This is a genomic window from Arthrobacter sp. NPDC080073, from assembly GCF_040686575.1.
Lineage (GTDB): Bacteria > Actinomycetota > Actinomycetes > Actinomycetales > Micrococcaceae > Arthrobacter.
On record NZ_JBFBKR010000009.1, the window covers coordinates 44,535 to 57,285 of the forward strand.

A 12,751-nucleotide genomic window follows, 5' to 3' on the forward strand; every position below is an offset into this window, starting at 1 on the left:
ACGACCGCACGCTCAGGCTAGTTGAATTCCGGGCTTTCCGTGCGGCTGCGCTTGAGCTCGAAGAAGTGCGGGTAGCCGGCCAACGTGACGGTGGCGTCCCAGATCCGGCCGGCTTCCTCGCCACGGGGAATGCGGGTGAGGACCGGGCCGAAGAAGGCTGTGCCGTTGACGGCGACCACCGGGGTGCCGACGTCCTGGCCCACCAGGGAGATCCCCGATTCGTGGCTCGCACGCAACTGGACGTCGTATTCCTCGGAATCGGCGTATTGGGCCAACTCGGCGGGGAGGCCTGTTTCTGCCAGGGCCTTGGAGATGACCTCGGAGAAATCCTTGATGCCTTCGTGGTGGATGAGGGAACCCATCGAGTCGTATAGCGGTTTGATGTACTCGTTTCCGTACAGCTCGCGGGCGGCAATGATGACACGGACAGGTCCCCAGCCCAGCTTCATTTTCTCGGTGTATTCGGCAGGCAGCTCGCGGCCTTCGTTGAGGACGGACAGACTCATGACGTTCCAGTTGGTCTCGATGCCGCGAACGTCTTCCACTTCACCGATCCAGCGGGATGTCACCCAGGCAAAGGGGCACATGGGATCGAACCAAAAATCGACCTTGTTGGCGGTTTGCTCGGGCACAGGGAACTCCTTCAATAGGCGTAAGGGGGCGCGTTGGCCGGACGAAACGGTGTCCGGCACCAATCATGCCAACCTCAGGCTAGGCGGACTTATTCCGACGCTTCGCAATGACCTCGTGCGCGATCATGGTGGGCTGGCCCTTCTTGTTCACGGCGTCGGCAGTGATGACGACGCTCGCGATGTCTTCCCTGCTGGGCAGGTCGAACATGACCGGCAGCAGCACTTCCTCCATGATGGCCCGCAGGCCGCGGGCTCCGGTGCCGCGTTCAAGCGCTTGGTCCGCAATCGAGTCAAGGGCGTCGTCGTCGAACAAAAGCTCGACGCCGTCCAGCTGGAACATCTTCTGGTACTGCTTGATCAGGGCGTTCTTGGGCTTGGAGAGAATCTGGATGAGCGCGGAACGGTCAAGGTTGGACACGGTGGTGATCACCGGGAGGCGCCCGATGAATTCAGGAATGAGCCCGAACTTGAGCAGATCCTCCGGCATCACCTCGCCGTAGCTGTCTGCGTTGTCCTTGACCTCGTTGAGTGGGGCCCCGAAACCAATGCCTTTGCGTCCGGACCGCGATCCAATGATGTCCTCGAGCCCGGCGAACGCACCGGCCACGATGAACAGCACGTTGGTGGTGTCGATCTGGATGAATTCCTGGTGCGGGTGCTTACGTCCGCCCTGCGGCGGAACCGAGGCCACGGTTCCTTCGAGGATCTTCAGGAGGGCCTGCTGCACGCCTTCGCCGGACACATCGCGCGTGATGGACGGGTTCTCGCTCTTGCGCGAAATCTTGTCGATCTCGTCGATGTAGATGATGCCTTGTTCGGCCTTCTTGACGTCGTAGTCGGCGGCCTGGATGAGCTTCAGCAGGATGTTTTCGACGTCTTCGCCGACGTATCCGGCCTCAGTCAGGGCCGTGGCGTCGGCGACGGCGAAGGGTACGTTCAGACGGCGGGCCAGGGTTTGCGCCAGGTAAGTCTTGCCGCAGCCGGTGGGGCCGATCAGCAGGATGTTGGACTTGGCGATCTCCACGTCTTCGTGGTGTCCGCCTTCGCCGAGCCCTGTCTTCGGTGCGTGGCCCGCCTGGATGCGCTTGTAGTGGTTGTAGACCGCGACGGCGAGGGAGCGTTTCGCAGGTTCCTGGCCTATGACGTATTCCTGGAGGAAGTCGAAGATCTCCCGCGGCTTGGGCAACTCGAAGCTACCAAGATCCGATACTTCGGCGAGTTCCTCTTCGATGATCTCGTTGCAGAGTTCGATGCACTCGTCGCAGATGTACACGCCGGGCCCGGCAATCAGCTTCCGCACCTGCTTTTGGCTCTTTCCGCAGAAAGAACACTTCAGCAGATCCGTGCTCTCGCCAATCCGAGCCATGTGGGAATCCCTTCGTTTCATGCGGGTGGTGCAGCCCCGTATCTATCCGCAATTTCGCAAGATCGCAGCGGGGGCGCCACCATGACAACTTCCACTGTAGGACACAATGGGCTGCTTGGGTTGAAACAGAACGCCGATGCGGTCCATATTTCCTGAACCGCACCGGCGTCGAGTTTTGGCCAGTTACCTGGCGATCGCCTGGGGCTTGATCTTACGGGAATCGAGCACCTGGTCGATCAATCCGTAGCTCATTGCCTCGGCAGCGGTGAGAATCTTGTCGCGCTCGATATCGTTGTTGACCTGTTCCGGCGTCCGCCCGGAGTGCTTGGCCAGCGTGTCCTCAAGCCATGAGCGCATGCGCATGACTTCTGCGGCCTGGATCTCAAGGTCCGAGGCCTGGCCCCCTTGGCCGCCGGACAGCGACGGCTGGTGGATCAGGACCCGTGCGTTGGGCAGGGCGAGGCGCTTGCCCGCCGTACCTGCCGCGAGCAGCACGGCCGCGGCACTGGCCGCCTGGCCCAGGCAAACGGTCTGGATCTCCGGACGAATGTACGTCATCGTGTCGTAGATCGCCGTCATGGCCGTGAACGAGCCGCCCGGGGAGTTGATGTACAACGTGATGTCGCGGTCCGGGTCCGTGGACTCGAGCACCAGCAGCTGGGCCATGATGTCGTCGGCGGAAGCGTCATCAACCTGCACGCCGAGGAAGATGATGCGGTCCTCGAAGAGCTTCGTGTACGGGTCCTGGCGCTTGAAGCCGTAGGGCGTGCGCTCCTCGAATTGCGGGAGGACATAGCGGCTGGACGGGAGATTACCGGCAGACCATCCAAAGTTGTAGTTCATTTTTATTGCTCCTGATCTGAATGTTTCTTGCTGCCGGTTACTTCTCGGAGTTCGACGAGTTGGCTGTTCCGCCACCGCCGGCCACAGAGCCTGCGTGGGCGGAGATCTTGTCGAAGAAGCCGTACTCGAGCGCTTCGGTAGCCGTGAACCACTTGTCGCGGTCGTTGTCCTTGAGGATGGTCTCCACGGTCTGTCCGGTCTGCTCGGCCGTCAGCTCGGCCATGACCTTCTTCATGTGAAGGATAAGCTCCGCCTGGATCTTGATATCCGACGCCGTGCCGCCGATGCCGCCGGAGGGCTGGTGCATCAGGATGCGGGCGTTGGGCGTGGCGTAGCGCTTGCCCTTGGTGCCCGAGGAAAGGAGGAACTGGCCCATGGAGGCCGCGAGCCCGGTGGCAACCGTCACGACGTCGTTCGGGATGAACTGCATCGTGTCGTAGATGGCCATGCCGGCGGTCACGGAGCCGCCGGGAGAGTTGATGTACAAGTAGATGTCCTTCTCCGGGTCTTCAGCGGAGAGGAGGAGGAGCTGGGAGCAGATCGCGTTGGCGTTCTCGTCACGGACTTCGGATCCGAGCCAGATGATGCGCTCTTTCAGCAGGCGGTTGTAGATGTAGTTGTCCTGGGCCGCTGGATCGACGGTTGCCATCCTGGGGGCCTCTGCGTGCTGTGACATAAGTACTTACCTCTCGCTGGTGACAGGGCCATTGCTGAACTTGCCATCCCTGATCTTCACTACTTGGACACTAACCGTTTTCCACGGCGATTTGTTCTCTCAAATCGCGCTGTTCGCTGACGGCGCACGATTGCGGAAGGGTGCCGCTTTTGGTGCTGGCCGGGCTTAAACCAAGCCGCCCCCGGATCACGGATCCGGGGGCGGTTTGAGTTGAAACTAGAACTTCACTGCAGCGGGGTCGTCGCTCGGAACAACAGCCGCTTCTTCGGCTTCAGCTGCTTCTTCCATTGCCGGGAGTTCTTCGCCAGCGGGGCGCACGAAGTCGCTGAGGTCGACCTTGTTGCCTTCGGAATCGACAACCTCGGCCTGGCCGAGGACGACCGCGAGAGCCTTACGACGGCGTACCTCGGAAACCATCATGGGAACCTGGCCGCTCTGATCGATGATCTGGGCGAACTGGTTCGGATCCATGCCGTACTGGCTTGCGGTGCTGACGATGTAGTCGATCAGCTCGTTCTGGCTGACGCTCACTTCTTCCTTGTCGGCAATGGCGTCAAGGATGATCTCGTTCTGGAAGGCGCGGGCTGTGTTGGCCTTGACCTCGGCGCGGTGTTCCTCGGTGTCGTGCTCGCCTTCACCGTGGGCGTTCTCCGCGTTGAAGTGCGCTTCGAGCTGCTCTTCGACCACGGAATCCGGAACCGGAACCTCGATGAGCTCGACGAGCTTGTCCAGGACCTTGTCGCGGGCTTCGACGCCCTGGCCGACGACCTTGGACTCAGCGGCCTGCTTGGCAAGGTCTTCACGCAGTTCAGCAAGGGTGTCGAACTCGGATGCCAACTGGGCGAAGTCGTCGTTGGCCTCAGGAAGCTCGCGCTCCTTGACGGTCTTGACAACAACCTTCACCTGGGCTGCCTCGCCGGCGTGCTCGCCGCCAACCAGCGTGGTGTCGAAAATTGCTTCTTCTTCGGCAGAAAGGCCGGTGACAGCCTCGTCGAGGCCCTCAAGCATGGTGCCTGCGCCGACCTGGTAGGACAGGCCGGTGGCGGAGTCAATCTCGGCGCCGTCGATCGTGGCGGTGATGTCGATGGTCAGGAAGTCGCCATCGGCGGCCGGGCGGTCAACGGACTTCAGCGTGCCGAAGCGGCCGCGGAGCTCGTCGAGGGCCTTGTCGACGTCGGCGTCGGAGGATTCGGCTGCAGCAACCTCGACCTTGATGCCGGCGTAGTCGGGCAGTTCAACCTCGGGACGGACGTCGATCTCGACCTGGAACTTCAGCTCACCGTCGGTCGAGGACGGGTCCGGAACCTCGGTGATCTCAACCTCGGGGCGGCTCAGCGGGCGGAGGCCGGCTTCCTGGACGGCAGCCTGGTACCAGCCGTTGAGGCCGTCGTTGATGGCGGTCTCCAGGATGTAGCCGCGGCCGACGCGCTGGTCAACCAGCTTGGAGGGAACCTTGCCCTTGCGGAACCCGGGAACCTGGATCTGCGAAGCTACGGTCTTGTAAGCGGCATCGATGCTCGGCTTCAGTTCCTCAAAGGGAACCTCAACGTTGAGCTTGACCCGCGTGGCGGTGAGGTTCTCGACAGCGCTCTTCACAGTCTAAGTACTCCTGGTTTTGTGGGATGGGGTTCTGCCGCGTCCCGGATCGGGACAGGCACACAGAGTCGGGGTGACAGGATTTGAACCTGCGACTTCCTGCTCCCAAAGCAGGCGCTCTAGCCAAGCTGAGCTACACCCCGTGAATGCACAGGACAGTCTACGGGCATGTCGGCGGAGAATGCACATTTGACACTTGGCCCCTGAATTAGGTTTAGTTATATCCGGCTTCAACAGCCGCCGGAAAGATGTGCGGAACACTCTGTCAGTTTGATAGAGATCCGTGCAGTCTTGCCCGGGGACGTAGCTTAATGGTAAAGCCTCAGTCTTCCAAACTGATTACGCGGGTTCGATTCCCGTCGTCCCCTCCAAGAACGAAGGGCCCCTCCTCGAGGGGCCCTTCGCGTTTCCCAAGGTTTGCAACCGCCAAGGGCGGACTTCAGTTCTGGCAGCCGGGGCACCAATAGAGTTTGCGGGCACCGATCTCGGCCATCGCCACGGCTTCGCCGCATCGGCGGCACGGCTGTCCCTGCCGCTTGTAGACAAAGTGGGCCTCGCCGTCGAACGCTCCGGAGTTCCCGCCGCTCCACAAAGCCGGCGGGGTCGTAACAATCCGGCCGTCACGGACGCCGTCGGACATCGCCGACACGGTGTCATCCCACAGTCGTCCGGCGGTTTCTGCGTCCAGGGAGCTGCCCGGAGTCCACGGATCAACCCGCTGGCGGAACAGCACTTCCGCGCGATAGATGTTTCCGATCCCGGCCACGACAGACTGGTCCATGAGGAGGAGCCCGACGGCGGTCTTGCGGCGCAGCAAGCGGCGGATGAACTCCGCACGGTCCCCAGTGCGGTTGTGGAGGGGATCGGGACCCAAGCGGGCCAGGACAGCCGCGGCGTCCGCCTCGGTGATCGCTGCGCATGTGGTGGCGCCCCTCAGGTCTGCCCAGCCGTTCGCCGAAACGAGGCGCACGCGCACGGCACCCACGGGCTCGGGCGGACCCGCGTAGCCGATTCCGGCGCTCCCTGCGCGGGAATCCGCACCCAGACCGGCATCCTGCCCGGCGTCTTGCGGGTAAGTCTCACGTTCGCCGATCCGCCGTGGCGCACCGATGCTCGAGGCCCCGCGGAAAGATTCATCGCCACCGAAACTCCACGCGCCGTAAAGACCCAGATGGACATGCAGAAGAACCCCATGGTCAAAACGGAGGAAGAGCTGCTTGCCGTGCGCCGTCGCTTCGAGCAGTTCGTGGCGGTCCAAAAGCGCCGCGCCTGCCGCGAACCGGCCTTGGGGGCTGGAGACCTCGAGCACCTTGCTGGCAAAAACATCCTGGAACTGGCGTGCCAGGCGATGGATGGAGTGCCCTTCAGGCACTATGCAACGATTTCGCCGGTGTTCTCATAGACGGCGATTTTTCCGATGCGGCGCACGTGGCGTTCGTCGTTGCTGAACGGTTCTTCCAGGAAGGCCTCGATCAGTTCGGTGGCTTCCTCGACGGTGTGCTGGCGGCCTCCAACGGCAACCACGTTGGCGTCGTTGTGCTCGCGGGCCAGTTTCGCTGTGGAGAGGTTCCAGGCGAGTGCGGCCCGGACGCCCTTGACCTTGTTCGCGGCAATTTGCTCACCGTTGCCGGATCCGCCCAGGACAATGCCCAAAGCGTGAATGCCTGCCTTCTGGTCGGCGACTACGGCGGTAGCCGCGTTGATGCAGAACGAAGGGTAGTCATCAAGGGCGTCGTACACCTTGGGGCCATGGTCAACGACGTCGTAGCCTTTGGCGGTCAAATGGCTTACGAGGTGGGCGCTGAGCTCCATGCCGGCGTGGTCCGTGGCGATGTGGACGCGGGGTGTGGTCACAGGAAGTCCATTCAGTCTGGCGCGCGAACGCGGCAATGCCGGGCGCGGCGGTGAGGGATGCGGTTCCTAGGTTACTAGGATCGGACCCCGGCTCACCTCTTAAGACGAAGCCAGACCATACGGGCTCAGGGGACAGGAGGCTGCTCGCCGTGCTGGGCACGCGCCGCGACGCGGTTCAGGATTCCGGCAAGCCTGTCCGCCGTGGCCGAGGTCCCGGCGCTGAACGCCACCCTCCGGCCGCTGACCTGACGGACAACGACGGCGGGACCGCTACTAACGAGCATGGCCGTGGCTCCTCCGTGGTGCCGGAGTCCCCAGCCGCCGAAGTCGGCAGCCCTGACGTCCTGCGCGGCAGCGCCTGCGATATCCACGGCAGGCACCGTAAGGACCCGCAGAACGCCCGCGACGAAGACCTGCACGCCTCCCCTGTCCGCCCTGACCCGGACGAAGAGGAAACAGGCTCCGATGACGGCGATCACTGCGAGCAATGCGCCCAACCACGGGAGCGCAATCGCGATCAACGTGGCGGGGAACAAGGTGGCCACGCAGATCATCACGAATACCGAACTCCGCGCGTGGACCCACAGCAACATGGAATCCTCCGCCAGGCCGGGGTCCTCCGCCCGGATCCTTTCGGCCTCGAGGGCTGCGTCGTCTTCCGGCGTCCAGTGCGGGTCGGGCTTGAAAGCCATCATCATGACCACGCCCAGGGGCAGCGCCGCGCCCGCGCCCAGCGCGAGGACCGTGGCATCAACGTGGGAGCTGCGGGCGTCGGCCAGTCCAGTCTGCCCCACGAGGCCGGCGGCCAGCACGGAGGTGATGAAGAGGGTCACCATAAGGCCCATGCCCATCATGACCCGGCGCATGATCACGGGCCGGGCCAGGGGAACCGCCTGGATGAACACCAGCCAGCCCGCGAGGACCAGGAACCCTCCGCCGCCTAAAACGTAGGCGAGGAACGGCGCAAAGCTGGTTCCGCCGTCGGCGTTCCACGCGATGGCGACAGGATCGGGAAGGTTGTTGCGCAACATGAGGGCGCACACGGCAAATGCGCCCGCCAGCAGCAGCGGAAATACCACCGCAAAGCGGAGTGCCCGGAGGTCCAACGAGTCGCGCATCTTTCCCATATTCCAACGCTACCCCGCGCCGGCGACACTGTGATCGAGCTGCCTTGCCAAGGCAGGATCAAGTGAAAGAATAACTTCACAGCGCCGGCGCTGGCTGAAACCAACCGGCTTCTCGACACCATTCTTGGAGGCAAACCTTGCCAGGCCTGAACCTGACGCGCGCCGAAGCCGGACAGCGCGCGGAATTGCTCACCGTGACCTCGTACGACGTCACCCTCGACTTGACGAAGGGCGCCACGGTGTTCGGCTCCACCACGGTGGTGAAGTTCTCCGCCGTCGAGGGCTCCTCAAGCTTCATCGACGCGATCACGGAGACCGTGCACAGCGTGACGCTGAACGGCGTCGAACTCGATCCGGCAGCAGTGTCCGACGGCGTGCGCATCGAGTTGCCCGGACTCGCCGCCGAGAACGAACTCAGGGTAGTTGCCGATGCCCCCTACATGAACACCGGTGAGGGCTTGCACCGTTTCGTGGACCCTGTGGACAACGAGGTCTACCTGTACACGCAGTTCGAGGTGCCAGATTCCCGCCGCATGTTCGCCGTCTTCGAGCAGCCGGACCTGAAGGCCGCATTCACGTTCACGGTCACTGCGCCCTCGCACTGGGACCTCATCTCCAACTCGCCCACTCCGGTACCGGTGGAAACCACTCCCGGGGACGACGGCGGAGCGCGCTCGGTCTGGCATTTCGCCCCCACTCCCCGTATCTCTTCCTACGTCACTGCCTTGATCGCTGGACCGTACCAATCGGTCCGAAGCAAGGTCACCAGCTCCGACGGCCGCGTCATCCCGCTCGGGGTTTTCGCCCGCAAATCCCTCATGCAATACCTGGACGCCGACAACATCTTCGAACTGACCCGCCAGGGTTTCGAGTTCTTCGAGGCACAGTTCGGATTCCCGTATCCCTTCGAGAAGTACGACCAACTGTTCGTTCCCGAGTTCAATGCCGGCGCCATGGAAAACGCCGGCGCGGTGACCATCCTCGAAGGCTACGTGTTCCGGGGCAAGGTCACCGGCGCCCAGATCGAGCGCCGCGCCATTACCGTACTGCACGAGCTGGCGCACATGTGGTTCGGGGACCTCGTCACGATGCGATGGTGGAACGACCTCTGGCTCAACGAGTCCTTTGCCGAGTACATGTCCCACTTGGCGGCGGTCGAGAACACGGAATTCGACCGGGCGTGGACCACTTTTGCCTCGGTGGAGAAATCCTGGGCGTACCGGCAGGACCAACTGCCCACAACGCACCCGATTTTCGCCGAGATCAACGATCTCCAGGACGTCGAGGTCAACTTCGATGGCATCACGTACGCCAAGGGAGCTTCCGTGCTGCGCCAGTTGGTTGCCTGGGTGGGACCGGAACAGTTCATGGCCGGCGTCCGCGAATACTTCCAGAAGCATGCCTGGCAGAACACCGAACTCGTGGACCTCATGAAGGAACTCGAAGCTGCCAGCGGCCGCGACTTGGACCAGTGGGGCAAGCTCTGGCTCGAGACTGCCGGCGTCAATACGCTCTCACCCGAGCTTGAGGTCGACGCCAACGGCATCATCACGTCCTTTGCGATCCTGCAGACGGCTATCGACGAGCAGCCCACGCTGCGGCCGCACCGCCTCGCCGTCGGGTTCTACAACCTCTCAGCCGAAGGCAAGCTTGAGAGGACCCACCGGGAGGAGCTCGACGTCGACGGCCCCCGGACCGACGTCGCCGCCCTTGCCGGAAAGCCACGTCCGGACCTGGTCCTGCTCAACGACGACGACCTCGCCTACGCCAAAGTGCGCCTCGATCCCCCGTCCTTGGCCACTGCGAAGGCCCACCTGAAGGACTTCGCCGACAGCCTGCCGCGCACCCTCGTGTGGGGCTCGGCCTGGGATGCGGCCCGCGACGGCGAGACCCCGGCCCGTGGCTACGCCGAGCTGATCCTGGCGAACATCGCGTCCGAGACCGATTCTTCCGTGATCCAGACCCAGCTCCGGCAGCTGGCCACCACCCTGACCTACTACGTCGCAGCCGAGCACAAGGCTGCCGCCACGGCGGCGGCCGCTGACGCGCTGTGGGACCTCTCGACCACCGCGGCTGCCGGATCGGACGCCCAGCTCCAATTCGTGAAGTCCTTCGCGCTGCTCGCCGCGAGCAGCTCCCAATTGGACACCATCCAGGCGGTCCTGGACGGCAGCACTGTCCTGGATGGCCTGACCGTCGACCAGGACTTGCGCTGGGAACTCCTCACCGCACTGGTGGTGGGCGGGCGCCAGGGCCAGGACCGGATCGACGCCGAACTCGAGCGCGACCACACGGCCAATGGCCAGAACGCGGCCGCTTTGGCGACGGCAGCCCTTCCCACCCCCGAGGCCAAGGCCGCCGCGTGGAAGAAAATCGTTGTCACAGGCGAGCTTTCCAACGCCATTCAAAGCTCCGCCGTCACGGGCTTCACCCGGGTGCTGGACACCTCCCTGTTGGAGCCGTACGCCGAAGAGTACTTTGAGGCCGTGCCGGAGATTGTTGCTACCCGGACCCATGCGCTGGCCCAGCAAATCGTCGTCGGGCTCTACCCGGCTCAGCTGACCACGCAGGCCACGGTTGACCGCACGGACAAGTTCCTCGCCGAGCTGCCGGCGGATAGCAGCGCCCTGCGGCGCATGATGCTCGAAAACCGCGACGGCGTTGCCCGCGCCTTGAAAGCCCGCGCGGCAGACGTCTAGAAACCGTCGGGTAAATCACCGGCAGGCCCCGGTTCCGGTTCACCGGGACCGGGGCCTGCCCGTGTGCCGCGCGCGAAATCACCGCCGCTAGACTTTCCGCATGAGCCTGGACGAACACCGCTACTCCCTGACCGTGCGCTGGACCGGAAACCTGGGCGCCGGGACTTCCACCTACCGGGGCTACACGAGGGACCACGACGTCGAGATTCCCGGTCTGCCTGTCCTGAAGGGCTCCTCGGATCCCGCCTTCCATGGAGACCGTAGCCGGTACAACCCCGAGCAACTTCTCCTCACCGCCCTTTCCCAGTGCCACATGCTGTCCTTTCTGCATGTCGCGGTCAAACACGGGGTGGTCGTCACCGATTATGTAGACCATGCCGAGGGCATGATGAGGCTCAATCGCGACGGCAGCGGCCAGTTCGAGAACGTCACCTTGAAGCCGCAGGTCACGGTTGCCGACCCGGCGCATGTTTCCCTGGTTGACGAACTGCACCATGAGGCCAATCAAGTGTGCTTTATCGCCAGGAGCGTCAATTTTCCCGTTCTGCATGAGCCAAGCACGGCGGTGGCCGCCAGCTAGCCACACGACGGGAAGGCTGTCACGCCAGGAATCACGATGCGCATCCGGCCACGCTACGGCGATAGGGTTGACCGTGGACAAAATGTTCAGCGCCCGGCAAAAAGGGCCCGGCGAACAAATGGATCCCGTGAGGAGCATTCCCGCATATGAACGTCGCCTCGTCGACCGACAACATCGTGGCCGATGCAGCCAAAATCGATTACGCGTCAATCTTCGTGACGCTGGGCATTGGGTTGGTGGTCTGGGTTGTGGCCCGGTTCATCATCCTGCGTATTACCCGCCGAGTGGCCGAGGGCACGAGCTTCTTCAAGAAACCGCATTTCCGGTGGGTCCAGCCGGCCTTCCGGGCGCTCGACCATGAGCGGCGCGCCCAACGCGCCCACACGATCGGCTCGCTGCTGACAAGCGTGCTGAGCGTAGTGGTGGTGGTCATCGTCATCATCTACGTGCTCAAATACCTGAATGTGGATATTGCACCGCTGCTCACCAGCGTCGGGATTCTGGGTGTGGCCATTGGCTTCGGCGCCCAACAGCTCATCCGCGATTTCCTGTCCGGCATTTTCATCACCATCGAGGACCAGTTCGGGATCGGCGATGTGATCGTGACCACCGAAGTGATCGGCACCGTTGAATCCGTGGGCCTGCGCATCACCCGGCTCCGGGCCGAAGACGGCGCCATCTGGTATCTGCGCAACGGAGAGATCCTGAGGGTGGGCAACCGCTCCCAAGGCGACTACGTGCCGGCGGAACCAGCAGTCCCGGACGAAGTTCCGCCTGCGCCCCCGGGCACTGCGCCCGCCGAAACCGCCGCATCCGGCGCGCCCAAATCTTCAAAGGAATCCCTCAAGATTCAAGAGCAGAAAGCAGGTGAGTGACATGGGCGGCGAGCCGGTATCCTCAACACCGCAGCCGGCCGAACGGCGGCAGTTGATGCAAAACGATCCGTTCAGCCAGCCTGCCTACACCGACAGCTTCTATGAGGCCATCGGTGGCCACGAGACTTTCGTGAAGCTCATCGATGTCTTCTACGATGGCGTCGCAGGAGATCCATTGCTCCGGCCCATGTACCCGGAACAAGACCTCGCCCCGGCAAAGCGCCGGTTCCTCATGTTCCTTGAGCAGTATTGGGGCGGTCCAGGTACCTACAGCGAGGAACGCGGGCACCCCCGGTTGAGAATGCGGCACATGCCGTTCCAGGTGACGCCCGAAGCCAAGGACCGCTGGCTCTTCCACATGCGCGCCGCAGTGGATTCGCTCGGCTTGTCGCCGCTCCACGAAGGAACGCTGTGGGACTACATGGAGCGGGCTGCGCTCACAATGGTCAACAGCCCGTCGGTCCAGCAGCCCTGAGCTTGTAAGACGGCGCTTGGGGCTGCCC

General features: G+C 63.2%; 12 protein-coding genes and 2 tRNA genes. 5 read left to right on the top strand and 9 right to left on the bottom strand.

What is annotated here, in order from left to right; all coding sequences use genetic code 11:
- Nucleotides 1–17: 17 nt before the first annotated feature.
- The 6 genes from AB0O52_RS12095 to AB0O52_RS12120 form a co-directional block, all read right to left on the bottom strand.
- On the bottom strand, nt 18–587 hold the full coding sequence (locus AB0O52_RS12095) for a disulfide bond formation protein DsbA (RefSeq protein ID WP_364538052.1): 570 nt from the start codon (nt 585–587) through the stop codon (nt 18–20).
- Nucleotides 588–711: 124 nt separating this feature from the next.
- Nucleotides 712–1,998 (bottom strand): ATP-dependent Clp protease ATP-binding subunit ClpX, encoded by a 1,287-nt coding sequence (gene clpX / locus AB0O52_RS12100; RefSeq protein WP_364537847.1) that lies wholly within the window; start codon nt 1,996–1,998, stop codon nt 712–714.
- A 183-nt stretch (nt 1,999–2,181) separates the two neighbouring features.
- Nucleotides 2,182–2,841, bottom strand: a complete 660-nt coding sequence (locus AB0O52_RS12105; protein ID WP_364537849.1) for an ATP-dependent Clp protease proteolytic subunit — start codon at nt 2,839–2,841, stop codon at nt 2,182–2,184.
- Nucleotides 2,842–2,878: 37 nt separating this feature from the next.
- A complete protein-coding gene (locus tag AB0O52_RS12110) occupies nt 2,879–3,490 on the bottom strand; it encodes an ATP-dependent Clp protease proteolytic subunit (RefSeq protein ID WP_284991226.1) in 612 nt (203 codons plus the stop codon).
- Nucleotides 3,491–3,733: 243 nt separating this feature from the next.
- The gene (tig, locus tag AB0O52_RS12115; RefSeq protein ID WP_364537851.1) at nt 3,734–5,113 is read right to left on the bottom strand and encodes a trigger factor; all 1,380 of its coding nucleotides are present in this window, start codon (nt 5,111–5,113) and stop codon (nt 3,734–3,736) included.
- Nucleotides 5,114–5,181: 68 nt separating this feature from the next.
- Nucleotides 5,182–5,256, bottom strand: a tRNA-Pro gene (locus tag AB0O52_RS12120).
- A 154-nt stretch (nt 5,257–5,410) separates the two neighbouring features.
- Here AB0O52_RS12120 and AB0O52_RS12125 point away from each other — a divergent pair.
- Nucleotides 5,411–5,484: transfer RNA gene (locus AB0O52_RS12125), tRNA-Gly, on the top strand.
- 68 nt (nt 5,485–5,552) lie between these two features.
- Here the strand turns inward: AB0O52_RS12125 and AB0O52_RS12130 are convergent.
- The 3 genes from AB0O52_RS12130 to AB0O52_RS12140 all read right to left on the bottom strand — a co-directional run bounded on the left by AB0O52_RS12130 (nt 5,553) and on the right by AB0O52_RS12140 (nt 8,094).
- Nucleotides 5,553–6,485 (bottom strand): DNA-formamidopyrimidine glycosylase family protein, encoded by a 933-nt coding sequence (locus tag AB0O52_RS12130; protein WP_364537853.1) that lies wholly within the window; start codon nt 6,483–6,485, stop codon nt 5,553–5,555.
- Nucleotides 6,485–6,967 (bottom strand): ribose-5-phosphate isomerase, encoded by a 483-nt coding sequence (locus AB0O52_RS12135; RefSeq protein WP_364537855.1) that lies wholly within the window; start codon nt 6,965–6,967, stop codon nt 6,485–6,487. The genes AB0O52_RS12130 and AB0O52_RS12135 overlap by 1 nt, the downstream gene beginning before the upstream one ends.
- A 125-nt stretch (nt 6,968–7,092) precedes the next feature.
- Entirely contained in the window at nt 7,093–8,094 is a 1,002-nt protein-coding gene (locus tag AB0O52_RS12140; protein WP_364537856.1) for a hypothetical protein, read from the bottom strand.
- A 137-nt stretch (nt 8,095–8,231) separates the two neighbouring features.
- Here AB0O52_RS12140 and pepN point away from each other — a divergent pair, with 137 nt between their 5' ends.
- From pepN to AB0O52_RS12160, 4 genes are all read left to right on the top strand, one after another.
- The gene (gene pepN, locus AB0O52_RS12145) at nt 8,232–10,793 is read left to right on the top strand and encodes an aminopeptidase N (RefSeq protein ID WP_364537857.1); all 2,562 of its coding nucleotides are present in this window, start codon (nt 8,232–8,234) and stop codon (nt 10,791–10,793) included.
- A gap of 100 nt (nt 10,794–10,893) precedes the next feature.
- On the top strand, nt 10,894–11,373 hold the full coding sequence (locus AB0O52_RS12150) for an OsmC family protein (protein ID WP_364537859.1): 480 nt from the start codon (nt 10,894–10,896) through the stop codon (nt 11,371–11,373).
- Between the two features lie 146 nt (nt 11,374–11,519).
- Entirely contained in the window at nt 11,520–12,248 is a 729-nt protein-coding gene (locus tag AB0O52_RS12155) for a mechanosensitive ion channel domain-containing protein (protein ID WP_364537861.1), read from the top strand.
- Between the two features lies 1 nt (nt 12,249).
- Nucleotides 12,250–12,723 carry a globin gene (locus AB0O52_RS12160; protein ID WP_364537863.1) on the top strand — a complete coding sequence of 158 codons (474 nt, stop codon included), beginning with the start codon at nt 12,250–12,252 and terminating at the stop codon, nt 12,721–12,723.
- Nucleotides 12,724–12,751 lie beyond the last annotated feature (28 nt).